General features: G+C 67.8%; 18 protein-coding genes. 9 read left to right on the plus strand and 9 right to left on the minus strand.

The window, feature by feature from the left end; translation table 11 throughout:
* Positions 1-83 precede the first annotated feature (83 nt).
* Positions 84-1022, minus strand: a complete 939-nt coding sequence (locus ABD017_RS13100; RefSeq protein WP_343883231.1) for a PhzF family phenazine biosynthesis protein — start codon at positions 1020-1022, stop codon at positions 84-86.
* Between the two features lie 152 nt (positions 1023-1174).
* Between ABD017_RS13100 and ABD017_RS13105 the strand changes: the two genes are divergently transcribed.
* The 3 genes from ABD017_RS13105 (at position 1175) to ABD017_RS13115 (ending at position 3317) form a co-directional block, all read left to right on the plus strand.
* Complete coding sequence (locus ABD017_RS13105; RefSeq protein WP_343883232.1) at positions 1175-1780, plus strand: rhomboid family intramembrane serine protease; 606 nt, start codon at positions 1175-1177, stop codon at positions 1778-1780.
* 96 nt (positions 1781-1876) lie between these two features.
* A complete protein-coding gene (locus ABD017_RS13110; RefSeq protein WP_343883233.1) occupies positions 1877-2773 on the plus strand; it encodes a histone H1-like repetitive region-containing protein in 897 nt (298 codons plus the stop codon).
* 115 nt (positions 2774-2888) lie between these two features.
* The gene (locus ABD017_RS13115) at positions 2889-3317 is read left to right on the plus strand and encodes a hypothetical protein (RefSeq protein WP_343883234.1); all 429 of its coding nucleotides are present in this window, start codon (positions 2889-2891) and stop codon (positions 3315-3317) included.
* Positions 3318-3341: 24 nt separating this feature from the next.
* Here ABD017_RS13115 and ABD017_RS13120 read toward each other — a convergent pair whose 3' ends face one another.
* The gene (locus tag ABD017_RS13120) at positions 3342-4160 is read right to left on the minus strand and encodes a c-type cytochrome (protein ID WP_425543738.1); all 819 of its coding nucleotides are present in this window, start codon (positions 4158-4160) and stop codon (positions 3342-3344) included.
* A gap of 345 nt (positions 4161-4505) precedes the next feature.
* On the opposite strand from ABD017_RS13120, the gene pncB reads away from it, so the two are divergent.
* Positions 4506-5690, plus strand: coding sequence for a nicotinate phosphoribosyltransferase (gene pncB, locus ABD017_RS13125; protein WP_343883235.1), 1185 nt, complete (start codon positions 4506-4508; stop codon positions 5688-5690).
* 123 nt (positions 5691-5813) lie between these two features.
* On the opposite strand, the gene ABD017_RS13130 is transcribed toward pncB, so the two are convergent.
* From ABD017_RS13130 to ABD017_RS13140, 3 genes are all read right to left on the minus strand, one after another.
* Positions 5814-6608: a MetQ/NlpA family ABC transporter substrate-binding protein gene (locus tag ABD017_RS13130; protein WP_343883236.1), complete on the minus strand. Its 795-nt coding sequence runs from the start codon at positions 6606-6608 to the stop codon at positions 5814-5816.
* Between the two features lie 70 nt (positions 6609-6678).
* On the minus strand, positions 6679-7356 hold the full coding sequence (locus tag ABD017_RS13135) for a methionine ABC transporter permease (protein WP_343883237.1): 678 nt from the start codon (positions 7354-7356) through the stop codon (positions 6679-6681).
* Positions 7353-8363 carry a methionine ABC transporter ATP-binding protein gene (locus ABD017_RS13140; protein ID WP_343883238.1) on the minus strand — a complete coding sequence of 337 codons (1011 nt, stop codon included), beginning with the start codon at positions 8361-8363 and terminating at the stop codon, positions 7353-7355. The genes ABD017_RS13135 and ABD017_RS13140 overlap by 4 nt, the downstream gene beginning before the upstream one ends.
* A gap of 175 nt (positions 8364-8538) precedes the next feature.
* Between ABD017_RS13140 and ABD017_RS13145 the strand changes: the two genes are divergently transcribed.
* Complete coding sequence (locus ABD017_RS13145) at positions 8539-9024, plus strand: glutathione peroxidase (RefSeq protein ID WP_343883239.1); 486 nt, start codon at positions 8539-8541, stop codon at positions 9022-9024.
* Between the two features lie 3 nt (positions 9025-9027).
* Here the strand turns inward: ABD017_RS13145 and dacB are convergent, their stop codons facing one another.
* A complete protein-coding gene (gene dacB, locus ABD017_RS13150; protein WP_343883240.1) occupies positions 9028-10506 on the minus strand; it encodes a D-alanyl-D-alanine carboxypeptidase/D-alanyl-D-alanine endopeptidase in 1479 nt (492 codons plus the stop codon).
* A 149-nt stretch (positions 10507-10655) separates the two neighbouring features.
* On the opposite strand from dacB, the gene ABD017_RS13155 reads away from it, so the two are divergent.
* Positions 10656-11138 (plus strand): FKBP-type peptidyl-prolyl cis-trans isomerase, encoded by a 483-nt coding sequence (locus tag ABD017_RS13155; protein WP_343883241.1) that lies wholly within the window; start codon positions 10656-10658, stop codon positions 11136-11138.
* A gap of 101 nt (positions 11139-11239) precedes the next feature.
* On the opposite strand, the gene ABD017_RS13160 is transcribed toward ABD017_RS13155, so the two are convergent.
* Together ABD017_RS13160 and ABD017_RS13165 are read right to left on the minus strand one after the other, a co-directional pair.
* Positions 11240-12334, minus strand: a complete 1095-nt coding sequence (locus tag ABD017_RS13160) for a phospholipase A (RefSeq protein ID WP_343883242.1) — start codon at positions 12332-12334, stop codon at positions 11240-11242.
* A 139-nt stretch (positions 12335-12473) separates the two neighbouring features.
* On the minus strand, positions 12474-12959 hold the full coding sequence (locus ABD017_RS13165) for a hypothetical protein (RefSeq protein ID WP_343883244.1): 486 nt from the start codon (positions 12957-12959) through the stop codon (positions 12474-12476).
* A gap of 186 nt (positions 12960-13145) precedes the next feature.
* Between ABD017_RS13165 and ABD017_RS13170 the strand changes: the two genes are divergently transcribed.
* Complete coding sequence (locus ABD017_RS13170) at positions 13146-14387, plus strand: winged helix-turn-helix domain-containing protein (RefSeq protein WP_343883767.1); 1242 nt, start codon at positions 13146-13148, stop codon at positions 14385-14387.
* 7 nt (positions 14388-14394) lie between these two features.
* Here ABD017_RS13170 and ABD017_RS13175 read toward each other — a convergent pair whose 3' ends face one another.
* Entirely contained in the window at positions 14395-14898 is a 504-nt protein-coding gene (locus ABD017_RS13175) for a hypothetical protein (protein WP_343883245.1), read from the minus strand.
* Positions 14899-15306: 408 nt separating this feature from the next.
* Between ABD017_RS13175 and ABD017_RS13180 the strand changes: the two genes are divergently transcribed.
* On the plus strand, positions 15307-15516 hold the full coding sequence (locus ABD017_RS13180; protein WP_007079831.1) for a cold-shock protein: 210 nt from the start codon (positions 15307-15309) through the stop codon (positions 15514-15516).
* Between the two features lie 118 nt (positions 15517-15634).
* Positions 15635-16543, plus strand: a complete 909-nt coding sequence (locus tag ABD017_RS13185) for an alpha/beta hydrolase family protein (RefSeq protein ID WP_343883246.1) — start codon at positions 15635-15637, stop codon at positions 16541-16543.
* Positions 16544-16584: the final 41 nt, after the last annotated feature.

Below are 16584 nucleotides of genomic sequence, written 5' to 3' on the forward strand. Positions count from 1 at the left end.
TCTCCCGCTTGCGGGAGAAGGTGCCCGACAGGGCGGATGAGGGCGCTCTCGATCTTGCCGACGAACAGGCGATGCCCGGTGTTTCACCCCAGCCCGACAAGCCGCTCCGCCGACGCCTCCACGACACGCGTTTCCGACGCGTCGCGAGTGATCCAGTCCAGGCTGCCGTCCACCACCGTATGGCTGCGACCACCGATCCAGGTGGTTGCGCCGTCGATACGCGCCACCAGCCGCGCATCGTGCCCCACCTCGCGTCCCTGGCTGACGCGGTAACCGTGCGACAGCAGGCCGTGCGGTTCGGCGTGGGCGATGTAGGCCGCGATCAGGCCGTTGGCCGCGCCGGAGGCCGGGTCCTCCACCACGCCCACGCCAGCGGGAAACGCGCGCACGGCAAGTTGATACTCGGCGTGTGCGCTGCGTGCGAAGACGCACAAGCCCATGCTGTCACTGGCCTGCGCCAGCGCGCCGATCGCCGCGTGGTCGGGTTGCCAGGCGCGCAGGCTCGCCTCGTCGGCGAGTTCGGCCAGCCACCAGCGGCGGCCGCCGTCGATCAGGGCCGGCGGCAGCGCACCGGCTTCGACACCGCCCAGCGCCGCTGCCAGCAGCGGATGCGCCTCGTGGCCGGTGGCCACGATGCGCGAGGGCGGCGATTGCAACAGCAGTTCACGCTCGGCGCCATGGCCTTCCACCCGGATCGGCAACACGCCGGCCCCGCATTCCTGCCACAGGATGCCGTCGCGCGGTGCCGCCAGTCCGCAGCTCAGCACGGCGTGAGCGCTGCCGACGCTGGGGTGGCCGGCGAACGGGATCTCCTTGTGCGGCATGAAAATGCGCACGCGATAGCTGGCGTCCGGCGCGGTCGGTGGCAGCAGGAAGGTGGTTTCGACCAGGGCCGTCCAGCGCGCGAAACGCTGCATCTCCGCGGTGCTCCAGCCGTCGGCGCCAATCACCACGCCCAGGTGGTTGCCGCCACCGGGTGTGGCCGCAAAGACGTCCATATGCAGGTAGCGCAAAACAGTCATGGGATCGGTTGCCGGGGAACCATCGCGCATCATAACCACCTGCGGCTGTGCGCGACAGCGATGCCGCCCGTTCGCACCCGGCGCGCCCGCAGTCGACAAGCGGCGCGGCTCTCGCCAAGATGCCGAAGCCTGTTTCACGCCTGGAACCGTTCATGCCGATCACCCTGATCATCATCGCCATCACCTGTGTGGTTTCGTATCTCGCGTTCAAGAACGTGCGCCTGATGAACGACCTCATCCTGTGGCCGCCGGCCATCGCCCGCCAGCGCGAGTACTACCGGCTGGTGACCTACGGCCTGGTGCATGCGGATTTCGGCCACCTGCTGTTCAACATGTTCACGCTGTTCTTCTTCGGGCGGGTGATGGAGGGCTTTTTCGCCCAGCGGTTGGGCAGTTTCGGTTTCGTGCTGTTCTATATCGGCGGGTTGGTGTTCTCGATCCTGCCGACCTACCTCAAGCATCGCGCCGACCCGAATTACCGCAGCCTCGGCGCTTCCGGCGCGGTATCGGCGGTGCTGTTCGCCTTCATCCTGCTGGCGCCATGGCAACGCATCCTGGTGCTGGTGGTGCCGATGCCGGCGATCGTCTACGCGGTGCTGTACACGGCGTATTCCATCTACATGGATCGGCGCGGCCAGGACAACGTCAACCACAGCGCCCACCTTTGGGGTGCGGCCTACGGCGTGATCTTCACCCTGCTGATGGATGGCCGCGTGCTGCCCTATTTCCTCAACCAGCTGCTCCATCCCTCGTTCTGAGGGGGCGGAAGCGGCGGCTTCAGGTGCCTGTCACGGCGAGGGCGTGCATACTGGTTGCGGTCCCATCGATCATCCGCAGGAGAACCACGCATGGCTATGACCCGCAAGTCGGCAGCGAAGAAGTCCGCGGCAAAGACGAAATCCACCCGCAAGAAGACGGCATCGAAGGCGGCTGCCACCAGTCGCAAGCCGGCTCCGCGCAAGTCGGCTGCCGCTCCTGCCGCGGCCCGTTCAACCGCAAAAAAGACCGCCGCAAGAAAGTCGGCGGCAAAGAAGGCTCCAGCCAGAAAAATCGCATCGAAGAAGACGGTGGCAAAGAAGACGGTCGCCAAGAAGGCTGTCGCAAAGAAGGCCGTGGCGAAGAAGACCGTCGCCAAGAAGCCGGTGGCCAGGAAGGCCGCCGCCCGGAAAGTCGCTACCAAGAAGCCGGCGGTGAAAAAGACGCGCGCCCAGGTCACGGCAACCCAGCAGGCCGAAGCCCGGAAGGCCTCGGCAAAACAGGCTTCCGCCAACCGGCCCGCCGCGAAAGCGGCGCCGAAGAAAGCCGCCGCGCGCAAGTCCGCCAGCTATGCCGCCACACCCGCGAAGGCCGCGCCGCGCAAGCCGGCCACCCGCAAGGTCGACGAGCAGCAAGCCGCGGTGAAGAAGACCGCCAAGCCGGCCGCCCGGCCTGCGGCCGCAAAGTCGCCTGCGAAAACGTCGTCGCCGGCCAAGCCGCGGGACACCCAGGCCCCACCGCAGCGCGAGACGGTCGAGGTTCCGGTCAAGCACATCAGCCCGGAAGAGGCGGTGGCGCACATCCAGGCCCTGCTGGAGGTAAAGCACGAACGCGTGCGCCAGGGGCCCACCTGGCCGGACGCCGACCCGCAAGCGCATGGCGGCAACGCGGGCATGCATCCTCCTGTATCCGGCGACATCGCCAGCAACGGCGACGTGGCCGAGAGCCATGCGCTGCCGGCGCCGCGCAATGATCTGGGCAAGCGCAAAAGCTGAGCGGCTCACGATCCGGGCAAGCGGGAGTGCGGCATCCGCGCCGCACGTCCCGCGGCTCAGTACGGGTTCAAGCTTCGCGGTCTACCGTGGAGCATCGCTCCCGCGGAGACCGCTCATGAAACGCCGAATCGCCATCGTGGGCCTGGTTGCGGCGATATCGCTGTCCGGCTGCTACTACGACCCTGGCTACAGTTACGTGCGCAACAACGGCTACCAGGGCGACGTCTACTACGGTCGCAGCGCCCCCGTGTACGACGATGGCTATTACGGCTATGACGGCTGTTGCTATGGCTACGGCTATGGCTACGCGCCCGGCGTGAGTATCGGCATCAGTCGCACATGGTATGGCGGCCCGCGCTATCGCCACGACGATCGCGGTCGTTGGCGTGGCGGCCACGCCCATGGCGGCGGCCGCCGGCCTGCCTACCGCGACGATCACCCGCGCGGCCACGACCGCCATGACCACGACCGCGGCCGCGGGACATCCGACCGCCGCAACCACGACGACCACCGAGGCCACCGCGATCGTGATCACCGCCGGTGATGCGCGAGGCGCTTCCCGGCCGGCTCATTTTTCGCCGGCTCGCCGGCGTCCGGCCATGTGCCGCAGATAATCCAGCAACGCGTCCAGGTCGGCGTCAGGCAGCGCCTTTTCGTCGAACGCGGGCATCCGCGCCTGCGGCCATTGCCTGAGCGATTGCGGGTTGCGGATGAAGCCTCGCAGCAGGTCGGCGCGCAGGTACTCGGTGGGGCTGTAGGGCCGGTTGAGATCCGGCCCCAGCGTGGCGGCGCCTTCGCCATTGAGCGTATGGCAGGCGAAACAGGTGCGCTGGAACACCGCGAAGCCGCGCCGGATGGAACTGTCTGCCGGCAGCGCATCGGCCGGCCTGATCGCGGGAAACCTGACGTCGGCCGCCGGCAGCACGCGGATCGCCGCGAGCTGGTAAGGCCACTGTTCCTGGCTGATGTTGCCGGCGCGCGGCCGGGTCCAGACGACATAGAACGGCCCGGCGCCGCCCTGGCCACCGCCCAGTGCAGGCCAGGGATGGGCCGGGTCGTCGATCGCCAGCCACGCTTCGCTGCCGCCGCGCTGCAGCAGCGCGGCCGCCGGGATTTCCGCCACGAACCCGTCCAGCGCGGTGAACTGCAGGTGGTCGCCGAGGCCGATGCCCGGAAGCAGGGCGGTCAACGGCACGGCACGGTAATGCATGGTGCGGCGGAAGGCCACGTCGTCGGGAATCGTGATGGCGCGAACGTCGGGACGTTCCAGCAGCGCTTCCGTGCGGTACACGTCGCTCCCGCGGCGAGCGTCCACCCGCAGTTCCGCGGCCCGGGCCAGCAGCGGCAGCAAAAGCAGGCCTGTGGCAAAAAATCGCAGAAAATTCACAGCGGACTCCGATAAAATATCCAGACGATTTTAGTAGTGGGGCCAGGTGGATGTTCCCAGCTGTCGCGGACCTGAACGGTTGCGAGGCGGCCCTTGAACCACCGCCACCGTGACCACACTAACCTTGTGTATCGCCGTGATGGCGACCAGAGGTGGCAAGCAACATCCCGCCACCGAGGGGTTGGCCCTTCCTCCCCTGGAGGCCAGCCTGACAAACCCCATCAGTCCTCCCCTGGCTGATGGGGTTTCTTTTTGCCCGCAGCTTTGCCCGCCGAAGGGGCGAAAAAACCGGCTCCCGCATGCGGTGATAATGGGCGAACGCATTGGCGAATCTCCGGGCATCCGATGATCATCGATTCACTGCTGGACACCGACCTGTACAAGTTCTCCATGATGCAGGTGGTCTTGCACCAGTACCCCGCGGCGCAGGTCGAATACCGCTTCAAGTGCCGCAACCCGGGCATCGACCTGGTGTCCTGCATCGACGAGATCCGCGTGGAGCTGGCCGCGCTGTGCCAGTTGCGGTTTCGCCCCGACGAACTGGCCTACCTGCGCACCTGGCGGTTCATCAAGAGTGATTTCGTCGATTTCCTGGGCCTGTTCCAGCTCAACGAAAAATACGTGGAGATCGCACCGTCGGCAGCCGGCAACGGCGAGATCGAGATCCGCATCCGCGGGCCATGGCTGCATACCATCCTGTTCGAAGTGCCGTTGCTGTCGATCGTCAACGAAGTTTATTTCCGCCGCACCAGCGCCGGCCTCGACCTTGCCGAAGGCCGCCGGCGGCTGCAGGAGAAAATCGCCCTGCTGCGCGACAACCCCGATTACGCCGACTGCCGCATTGCCGACTACGGCACCCGCCGCCGCTATTCGCGCGCCTGGCAGGAAGAGGTGGTGACCACGCTCAAGCGGGACCTGGGCGCCCAGCTGGCCGGTACCAGCAACGTCTGGCTGGCACGCAAGCTCGACCTCACGCCGCTGGGCACGCTGGCGCACGAATACCTGCAGGCGCACCAGGCGCTGGGGCCGCGATTGCGCGATTCGCAGGTGGCGGCGCTGGAGGCGTGGGCGAAGGAATACCGCGGCGACCTGGGCATCGCGCTGTCGGACGTCTACGGCCTCAATGCCTTCCTGCGTGACTTTGACATGTACTTCTGCAAGCTGTTCGACGGTACCCGCCACGATTCGGGCGACCCGTTCGACTGGGGCGAGAAAGTGCTGGCGCACTACCAGGCCAACCGCGTCGATCCGCGCACCAAGGTGCTGGTGTTCAGCGACGGGCTCGACATCCCCCGGGTGATGCAGCTGTACGCGCATTTCCGCGGTCGCTGTCAGCTGGCCTTTGGCGTGGGCACCAACCTCACCAACGACGTGGGCCCGGAGGCGCTGCAGATCGTGATCAAGATGATCCGCTGCAACGGCCAGCCCGTGGCCAAGCTCAGCGATTCGCCCGGCAAGAACATGTGCGAGGACCCGGCGTACGTGGCGTATCTGCGCCAGGTGTTCGAGATACCGGAGACGCAGGGCTGAGCGCGGCTTTGCTCCTCCCCCTGCGTGCAGGGGGAGGTTGGGAGGGGGTGCTCGGGCTGGCGGGGAAGATCAAGAGCGACCCCTCCCCAGCCCTCCCCTGCAAGCAGGGGAGGGAGTGTTTCGTCAGAACGCGGGCAGCACCGCGCCGTGATATTTCTGTTCGATGAACGCCTTGACCCCGGGGCTGGTCAGCGCCTTGGCCAGTTTCTGCACGCGCGGATCGTTCTGGTTGTCCGGCCGGCCGACCAGGTAGTTCACGTAGGGCGAGTTCTTGTCCTCGATCAGCAGCGCGTCTTTCGTGGGATTCAGGCCGGCCGCCAGGGCGTAGTTGGTGTTGATCAGCGCCAGGTCCACCTCGTCCAGCGTGCGCGGCAGCATGGCCGCTTCCAGTTCGCGGAACTTCAGGTGCTTCGGGTTGGCGGTGATGTCCTTCAGCGTGGACATCTCGTTGCTGGGGTCGGTCAGCGTGATCAGGCCGTTTTTCGCCAGCAACAGCAGCGCGCGGCTGTTGTTGCTGGGGTCGTTCGGCAAGGTGACGCTGGCGCCGTCGGGCAAGTCGGCGATGCTTTTGTATTTGCGCGAGTAGGCGCCGAACGGCTCGATATGCACGCCGGTGATGATGGTCAGGTGGGTGCCGCGCTCGCGGTTGAACGCGTCCAGGTAGGGCTTGGTCTGGAAGTAGTTCAGGTCGATGTGCTTCTCGGCCACCTGCATGTTCGGTTGCACGTAGTCGGCGAACACCTTGACCTGCAGGTTCACGCCCTCGCTGGCCAGGATGGGCTTCACCTGTTTCAGGATTTCCGCATGCGGGATGGCGGTGGCCGCCACGGTGAGCGTCTGCGCATCCTTGCCGGCATCGCCGGGGGCGGAGCAGCCGGCCAGGAGCAGGGCGGCGAAAAGGGCGAGGGCTTTTTTCATGGTGAAGTGTCGGCGCGGCGCTCAAGAATAGCCGTCCATACTGCCACGTGTAAAAGGCCGCGCCCGCGCGCTAGTGCCGGCCGAAGCGGGCCACGATGCGGTCGCCGATCATCTGCAGGAGCTGCACCAGCACGATCAGCAGCACCACGGTGACCAGCATGTAGTCCGACTTGTAGCTGAGATAGCCGTAGCGGTAGGCCAGGTCGCCCAGGCCGCCGGAGCCGATCGCGCCGCCCATCGCGGTGTAGCCCACCAGCGCGATGGCGGTGACGGTGATGCCGGCGAAGATGCCGCCGCGCGCCTCGGGCAGCAAGACGTGGCGCACGATCTGCCACAGGCTGGCGCCCATCGCCTGGCTGGCCTCGATCACGCCTTGCTGCACTTCGCGCAGCGCGGTTTCCACCAGCCGCGCGAAGAACGGCGCCGCGCCGATGACCAGCGGCGGTATCGCGCCGCGAATGCCCAGCTTGGTGCCCACCAGCACGTAGGTCACCGGCATCAGCACGATCATCAGGATGATGAAGGGCACCGAGCGCAGGATGTTCACCAGCAGCGAGGTGACGGCGTAAAGCTTCGGCATCGGCCGCAACTGGTTCGGGGCGGTGAGGTACAGCAGCACGCCCAGTGGCAGGCCGATTGCCACCGTAAGCGCCAGCGAGCCGCCCAGCATCAGCAGGGTGTCGATGCAGGCGCGGCCGATCTCGCCCCAGTCGTCGATATTGGGAAACAACCGTTGCAGCAGGTTCATCGGGGCAGCTCCTCGATCTCGATGCCGGCCTGGCGCAGCGCGTCCAGCGCCGCGTCCACCCGGTCGCCCTGCATCGCCAGGGTGAGCTGGCCGTAGGGCAGATCCTTGATGCGGTCGATGCGGCCGGCCAGGATGTTGAAGTCGATGCCGGTCTCGCGCGCCACGCGGCCCAGCGCGGGCGTCATGGTGGCGTCGCCGCGGAAACTCAGCCGCAGCAGGCGACCGGGGACCTGCGCGTACGGAAGATGCGCGCCGGCCGCTTCCTCCGGCAGCGCCTCATTGACGAAGCGCATCGTGGTCGGGTGTTGCGGGTGCAGGAAGACGTCGGCCACCTTGCCGCGCTCCACGATCGCCCCGCCATCGAGCACCGCCACGCGGTCGCATACGCGGCGCACCACGTCCATTTCGTGGGTGATCAGCACGATGGTGAGTTTCAGGTCCCGGTTGATCTCGGCCAGCAGGGCGAGCACCGAGGCCGTGGTCTGCGGATCGAGCGCGCTGGTGGCCTCGTCGCACAGCAGGATGGACGGCCGGTTGGCCAGTGCGCGGGCAATGCCGACACGCTGCTTCTGCCCGCCGGAAAGCTGCGAGGGATATTTGTCTGCGTGATCGGTCAGCCCCACCCGCGCCAGCAGTTCATCGACCCGCTGGCGCACCACGGCGGCGCGGCGCTCGCCGGCCAGCCGCATCGGGAACGCCACGTTGTCGGCCACCGTCTGCGACGCCAGCAGGTTGAAGTGCTGGAAGATCATGCCGATCCGCCGCCGCTGCGCGCGCAGCGCCGGCTCCGCCAGTGCGGTCATCTCCACGTCGTCGACGAAGACCTGGCCGCCGCTGGGCCGCTCCAGCAGGTTGATCAGGCGGATCAGCGTGGACTTGCCCGCGCCCGACAGCCCGATGATGCCGAACACTTCGCCATCGGCAATATCGAGGCTGAACCGCTGCAGCGCGGGAATGTCGCGACCGCCGGCGCGGTACGACTTGTGGACATCGACGAAGCGGATCACGTGGCATCCCGGGCGGGCGAAAGGAGCGCCATTGTAGGCCGCGGGCCGTCGGCGGCGATGGCGTAGACTCCCCAAGGGAAGCTCTGATCTTGCTCGTCATCCCCGCTTGCGCAGCAATGGCGGGCATGAAGCCGATTGATCAGACCCTCCCAAGGTTCACCCAACGGAGCATGACATGACGAATGTCTACGATTTCAGCGTCCGCGATATCGACGGCAACCCGCGCTCGCTGGCGGAGTGGCGTGGCAAGACCCTGTTGATCGTCAACGTGGCCTCGCGTTGCGGTTTCACGCCGCAATACGCCGGACTGGAAACGTTGTGGCAGGACCAGCGCGACAAGGGACTGGTGGTGCTGGGCTTTCCCTGCGACCAGTTCGGCCACCAGGAGCCGGGCAGCGAGGCCGAGATCAAGGCCTTCTGCAGCACGAACTACGACGTGACCTTCCCGATGTTCGCAAAGGTCGAGGTGAACGGCGAGCACGCCGACCCGCTGTACAAATGGCTGAAGAGCCAAGCCAGGGGGCTGCTGGGCAGCGAGGCGATCAAGTGGAATTTCACCAAGTTCCTGGTCGACGCCGATGGGCAGGTGGTGAAGCGCTACGCCTCGACCGATACGCCCGAAAAAATCGGCAAGGACACGCTGGCGCGGCTGGGCGGCTGATCCTCAGCCACGGTTGGCGAGGTTGGCCAGCATCACCGCGATGGCGTCCACGTCGGCGCTGGCGCGTGGCGCGCCGGGCGTCGGCACGTAGTTGTTGAGCATGATCGCAAACGCCAGGTGCTCGCCCGCGGCGGTGGTGACGTAGCCGGCAAGGCACTGCACGTAGGCCATCGAGCCGGTCTTCGCGTGCACATTGCCCTGCGCTGCGGTGCCGCGCATGCGCCAGGCGAGCGAACCGTCGACGCCCGCGATCGGCAGCGATTCGCGCAGCAGTGCCGCCTGGGGTTGCGCGGCCAGGTAGACCAGCAGCCGCACCAGCGCGTTCGGCGTGACGAGATTGCGCCGCGCCAGGCCGCTGCCTTCCACCAGCACGCTGGCCGAAGCCGGCACTCCGATCCTGTCCAGCAGGTGATGCAGCGTTTCGAGCGCGCGTTGCGCGCTGCTGACGAAGCCGGTGGACGCGGGCGCGTCCGCCAGCGGACTGGCGCCGACCGCCAGCAGCAGGTTTTGCAGGTACAGGTTCTGCGAACGCTTCAGGCCGCGATGCAGGATCTCGCCCAGCGGTGGCGAAAGCACCTCGGCGACGACGCCCGCGCCCGCAGCCAGGCCAGCGTCGCCTTCGGGCCAGTGCCGCACCTGCAGCTTGCCGTCGACGCGAATGTGCCGCTGCCGCAGGGCCTGCAGCAACTGCGCGCCCGCCAGCGCCGCGGGATCGGCCAGCGACAGGCTGTAGTGTCGCGGCGCCGCGCCCATCGCCACGCTGCCGAAGGCGTGCAGCGTCGTGCTTCCCGGTGCGCGATAGAGGCTGATGTCGTCGGGTGTTCCTTCGGGGATGGTCGCCAACGCGTTCGCGACCGTCAGGCCCGCGTCGGCCGGGTCGAGCGTGACCTGCGCGGGCTGGCCAGCGTGGGTGGCCGGCGTCACCGTTACCCTGACCGCATTCTCGTTCACGCTGAGCGCGGAGGCCGGTGCCGCGAACGCGCTCTGCAGGTCGTCCGCTTCCCAGCCATAACCCGTCAGCGGCCCGCGAAAATAGCTGTCGTCGGCGATCACGTTGCCGTGCACCCGATGCACGCCACGCGCCGCCAGCTGGCTGGCCAGTTGATCGGCCCAGTCCGCGCTGGTGTTCGCCGTGCCAAGGGTCGGGTCGCCCATGCCGTAGAGAATCAACGGGCCGTCCAGACGTCCATTTGCGAGGGTGCCGCTGGCCAGCAGGCGGGTGGGCAGGCGGTAATCCGCGCCCAGCGTCGACAACGCCAGCGCGGCGGTGAAAAGCTTGGCGGTGGATGCCGGCTGCAGCAGGCGATCGGCGCGGTGAGAGTAGAGCGTACTGCCGTCGTCCAGCGAGACCACGGCAATGCCCCAGTCGGCGGCGGCAAAGCGCGGTGCGCCGATATGCGCGTCTATCCGCGCGGCGAGCGTGGTCGTCACTGGCGGCGCCGCGGTAGCGGCCAGCGAAACGGCCATCAACAGAACGGACACGAATTTGTTATGCACGGATCGGCAGACTGTTCTCATCCCCACAGTATCGCCAATTGGCCATCGCGCCGGACGCCGACGCCCCTTCTGTTAGTCTTGGAACTTCGTGCCGGCAGCTGGCCGGCGGTTTTGAACCCACACGCGAGAGTCTCATGCAGATTGCCCAGAACGCCGTTGCCGCCTTCCACTACACGCTGACCGACGACGAGGGTCAGGTCATCGACAGTTCGAAAGGTCGCGAGCCGCTGACCTATCTCCACGGTGGCGGCCAGATCGTGCCGGGCCTGGAAAAGCAGATGGAAGGGCGCGGTGCCGGCGACAAGTTCACCGCCGACGTGTCGCCCGAGGAAGGCTACGGCGTGCATCACGCCGAACTGCTGCAGGAAGTGCCGCGCGAGGCGTTCCAGGGCGTGGACGATATCCAGCCCGGCATGCAGTTCCAGGGCCGTGGCCCGCAGGGCGAGATCAACGTCACCGTGACCAAGGTCGAGGACGGCAAGGTCTTTATCGACGGCAACCATCCGCTGGCCGGCAAGACCCTGCACTTCGACATCGAAGTCACCCACGTGCGCGAGGCCACCGGTGAGGAGCTGGCGCACGGCCACGTGCACGGCGAGGGTGGTCACCACCACTGATCCGAAGGCCTTGCCCTGCAAGCGTCGCCGGAAGCGACAAGGCGCTTTCCCTTCTCCCGCTTGCGGGAGAAGGTGCCCAAAGGGCGGAAGAGGGGCTCTTCTCAGTACCAGTCCAGCAGCGAAATGCCCAGGCCCAGATAAGTGGCCTTGTGGTTGTAGTCGATCAGGCTTTCGCCGTAGCCGTGGAAGATCTCGGCGTAGCCGCGCAGGTTGCCGGCCATCGGAAACGTCCAGGTGAAACGCGCGGCGCCGTGGCTGCGGTCGCCGCCGCGCAGGGAGTGGCGCAGCATCAGGCCGAATTCCTGGCCGTTCGCCTCATGCACGATCTGCATCTCGCCGCGGCCCATGTAGTCGCTGATGTCGGGGTTGTTGTCGTCGCTGCGCGACTCCGGGATGCGCCACCACGGGCGCAGCATCACCGTCCAGCCTTCGCGCTCGAAACCGATGTTGCCGATCACGCGGTTCCAGCTGCGCGAAAGCGGGTTGCCGCGGCCGTTGGATTGATGGTCCACGCCGATGCCCAGGATGCGCCCCGTCCAGCCCAATGCCTGGTAGTGCGTGTTGAACATCAGCATCGCTTCGGGCTCGTAGTCGGTCTCGCGGAACGGACGCGACAGGCGCGCGTTGTAGACCTGCCAGCGCGAGGATTGCGTGTACCCCACCCACAGGTCGCCGGCATCGCCGAACACGCCCTGCCACACCTTGGTCTTCAGGCTCAGCTGGAACTTCGCTTCCATGTTGTCCAGCTGCTGGTTCTCGCTGACCGTGTTGTCCGGGTTGGGGCTTTGCGGCCGGTTGTTCTGGTGGTTGGTGATGAACACCGGCAGCACGTAGACGGGTTTGTAGCCGCGCACGTTGAACGTGCCCAGCTTGCTCTCGGGCGCGAGCTCCCAGCGGCTGTCCAGCAACGACAGCGGCTTGGCCACGTCCGGATTGGCGGGCACGCCGCTGTCCGGCGCCGCGGCGACGTCATGGCTGAAGATGTTCGGGTTGGAGGTTCCGGCGTCCGGCCGCTTCTGCGCGGTCGGCAGGTTGACGCGGCCGGTGGCGTGGTCGTAGCACGCCAGGCGCTGCGAATCGGTTTCGATGCCCGTGCAGGCGCGGATGTCGGTAGGGTCCGGATTCTGCGCATGTCCCGGTGCGGCGGCCAGGCTGAACGCCAATGCCAGCGGCCATGCGGCGGAATGAGGCTTCATCGATGACTCCGAAAGGGGTGGGAACGGCGGCGGCGCGCCGTCGGGGTACAAGCGTAAAGGATCGCAAATGAAGGAGGCCGGCCACGTTGCGTTGTGGCCGGCCTCCGGGTGACGAAACGGCAGCGGACAGACGGGCTCGTCAGGGTTGTTTGGCCCAGCGCTCGTACTCCGCCTTGCTGATGCTGCCGTTGCGGTTGCTGTCGGCGTGGAGGAAATCATTGGCCAGCGGCGGGTAGGCCGCAGCCTGCTCCTCGGTGATGCCCTTGCCGCCGGCCGCCAGCTGCGCGAAATCGGGCGCCGGGCCGATTTGCGGCGCCGGTGCCGGCATGCTGCGCACGGTCAGTTCGCCCTGTGGGGTCTGGTAGGCAGCGGTCTGGCCGGCGGCACCGGAGGCGGCCGGAGCAGTGGGCGCGGCTGGCGCGGCCGGAGCCGCCGGAGCAGCGTCGGCGGGGGCGGGCATGTCCGAGGACGGCGGTACCGGCGCCGGTGGTGGTACCGGCGGCATCGGCGTGGCCCCCGCCGGTGGCGGTGGCGGTGGCATCGGCGCGGTCTGCGCCAGCAACGAACCGGCGAACAGCAACGACCCGGCGGCGATGAAAGGCAGCAATGGCTTGCGAGATTTCATGATCGATACTCCATGCCAGAATGAGGGTTCCAACGTTGTGAGCGCATGTCATCCACCGAGGGCATGCGGGCCGGATTTCATGGCCACGCTTCACGGCGGATGCTCCCGGAGACTTCCGTACATGCCGGTTCGCTATGCTGATCAAACCGTCGTGAAGCTGCCGTGTCGCCGCGCCCGGCCGGCGGCATGCTGACAGTCGGGCAGGCACGGGCGCTGCAGCTGGCGGCGCAGGGACTGTTGCAACCGTTGCGGCGGCGGCCGCGCCGCGACGATGTGGTGGCAGCGGTCGAACGCATGCGCCTGCTGCAGATCGACACCATCAACGTGGTGGCGCGCAGCCCCTACCTCGTGCTGCATGCCCGCCTGGGCGACTACCCCACGACCTGGCTGGACGAAGCGCTGGCCGCGGGCAAGCTGGCCGAATGCTGGGCGCACGAGGCGTGCCTGGTGGGCGCGGCCGACATCGGTTGGCATCGCGCCTGGCGCGCCCAGCGCCTGCAGCATTGGGCCCAGCGCCATGCGCTGCGCGTGCAGCACGAGCATCGCGCCGAGATGGACGCGCTGCTGGACCATATCCGCACCAACGGGCCGGTGCGCGCCGCGGATTTCGCCCGCGCACCGGACAGCATCGCCGGCAAGCCGGGGTGGTGGGAGTGGAAGCCGGAAAAGCGCTGGCTGGAAGCGTGCTTCGCGCTGGGCGAGCTGATGGTGGCGCGGCGGGAGCGTTTCCAGCGCGTGTACGACCTTGCCGAGCGGGTACTGGCGCGGCTCGATACGCCGCCGGACGCCGCCGCCGAGACGGCATCCCCGGCGCGCGTGCGCCAGCGCTTCATCGCCGACACCGTGCGCGCGCTGGGGATCACCACCGCCGCCTGGATCGCCGACTACCATCGCCTGAAGCCGGCGGTCAGCGAGCGGGAGCTGGCGCCGTTGCTGGAGAGCGGCGAGCTGGTGGCGCAACCGGTGCAAGGCTGGAAAACGCCGGGCTATGTCCATCGCGACCACGCCGAGGCCTTGGACAAGGCCCGCCAGGGCCGGCTGCGGGCCACCCACACGGCGCTACTTTCGCCGTTCGACCCGCTGGTGTGGGATCGCGCGCGGGCAAGCGCGATGTTCGATTTCGACTACACGCTGGAGTGCTATGTGCCCGCGGCGAAGCGCCGCTACGGCTACTTCGTGCTGCCCATCCTGCATCGCGGCCAGCTGATCGGCCGGCTCGATGCCAAGGCCCACCGCGCCGATGGCGTGTTCGAGATCAAGGCCCTGTTCCTGCAGCCTGGCATCGCCCCGGAACCGCGGCTGATCCAGGCGCTGGCCGCCACCATCGGCGATACCGCGCGCTGGCACGGCACGCCGCGGGTGCGCCTGGAGCGCTGCGCGCCCGCCGCCGCGGGCGCCGCGCTGCGGGCGCGCTGGCGCGCCGGCTGAGCGGGCGTCAGGGCGTGCTGCTGGACGGGGCCGGGCTGACCTGGCAGGCCTTGCCGTGCAGGGCGGTGCGCAACTGGGTCGCCAGCGAATTGCAGCGGGCGGCCAGCTGCGGGCGGATGTCCGGGTTCTGCGAGTCGCGCAGCAGGCTGGTGCGCATGGCCTCGTAGCGGTCCTGCAACTGGCCGGGAGCGAAGATCTCGGCGGCGCGGTGGCAACCGATGTAGCTGGCCAGGTAGTCGTCGCAGGCGGGAATGCCGGTGCGATCGGGCAGGTTGGCGCTCGAGGTGTCCGCGCTGGCGCGATGCGCGCTTTCGCGGGGCGCGGAAGTCGTGGCGGCCGGCGGCGTTGCCGGATGGGGCTTGCGCGCCGTGTCGCGGACCGTGGTGCTGGTGCCCGTGGTGCGGGTGGTGGTGGCCGTCTTGTGGGCGGCGCAGCCGGACAACAGCAAGCCGGCGAGCAGAGCGGTGGCCGCTACCGAACAAGTCGCAAACGGGCGTGCTGAGAGGGTCATCGAGGCTTCTCCATGGGACGATCGAAAGCGGCAGGCGGCAAGCGCCTGCCGCAACGGCTACCGACGCACAGTAGACAGCAGGAAGTAAAGAAAACCTGAAAACCGACCGGTCGGGAAACCCGATCCGGAACCTCGGGAGCATGGGCGGCCTGCCGCCGCGGACACGGTCGGATGGCCCGGCGGCCGGCGGCGATTTTTCACGGCCGGCACCCCGGCGCGGAGCCCTGTTTTGGGCGGCTACTTGCGCCCGAAAAATCCGTTATGCTTGCCCGACTGCGTTTGCTTGGCGGCGTGCGTGCCGGTTTGGATTGCATAATCCGCATCGTTTCACCCGACCCTGCATGCTCAGTAAGCGTCGGCCTGTTGGGGCCGGTTTGTCTCAGCGTCAGGATTGGATCGGAGTGAGCTATGTCGGATCGTGAAGTAGGTACAGTCAAATGGTTTAACGACGCCAAGGGTTTTGGTTTCATCAGCCGTGAGGCGGGCCCGGATGTGTTCGTGCATTTCCGCGCCATCACCGGCTCGGGTTTCAAGAGCCTGCAGGAAGGCCAGAAGGTGAGCTTCAAGGTGGTCACCGGCCAGAAGGGCCTGCAGGCCGAAGACGTCACGGCGGTCTGACCCGCGACACCCTATTGCAGGAGGCCGGTGCGAGCCGGCCTCCTTTTTTGTGCCCGCAACGGGCTGCTCCGCCCGCTGCCCCTTGTGTTACTGGCGCGCGGGCTCCTAACGTGAGTGGATGACCGATCCCGTTTCCGGTGCCGCCATCGCGCCATCGATCCTGCCGGTGTCCAGTGGCGATGGTGCGCGTTTCGACCTGCTGTGCGTGCATCGTCCCGGCCCGGTGCGCCAGTGGCTGTACTGGTTGCCGGCGATGGGCGTGCCGGCGCGGCAGTACTTGCCGCTGGCCCAGGCACTGGCCGAACGCGGCGTGGCGGTGGCGCTGCACGAATGGCGCGGCATCGGCTCCAGCGACCGGCGCGCGGGGCGCGGTTGCAACTGGGGGTATCGCGAACTGCTGCAGTTCGACCTGCCGGCCGCGCTGGCCAGGATGCGTACGCACTGGCCCGAGGCGACGTGCTGGCTCGGCGGGCACAGCCTCGGCGGGCAACTGGCGACGCTGTACGGCGCGCTGCATCCCCGGGCATGCGTCGGCCTGGTGCTGGTGGCCAGCGGTGCGCCCTACTGGCGGCGGTTTCGCCACGGCTGGCTGATCGGCCTGGCCTATGCCGTGGCGCCGTGGCTGGCGGCCGCGGTGGGGCATCTGCCCGGGCGGCGGATCGGCTTCGGCGGCAACGAGGCGCGTGGCGTCATTGCCGACTGGGCGCGCAGCGGCCGCAGCGGTCGTTACGCGGCCGCCGGCATGGCATCGGATTTCGAACAGCGTCTGGCGGCGCTGCGCCTGCCGGTATTGGCCTTGCGCCTGCGCGACGACTGGCTGGGCCCGGCGTCCTCGCTGGATTTCCTGCTGGGCAAGATGCCGCAAGCGCACGCCGATACCGACGTGATCACGCCGCAGGACCTGGATGGCGCCACCGCCGACCATTTCCGCTGGATGAAAACACCGGCGCCGATCGCCGCGCGCATCGCCGCATGGATCGATGCCAACGCCCCGGCGTCCGCCACGGTGGACCCGCACGACCCTTGAGATGGCGACGTGCGGCGTCATCTCTGACCCTCGCCCCCAAG

The sequence above is a fragment of the Rhodanobacter caeni genome (genome assembly GCF_039523575.1).
GTDB lineage: Bacteria > Pseudomonadota > Gammaproteobacteria > Xanthomonadales > Rhodanobacteraceae > Rhodanobacter > Rhodanobacter caeni.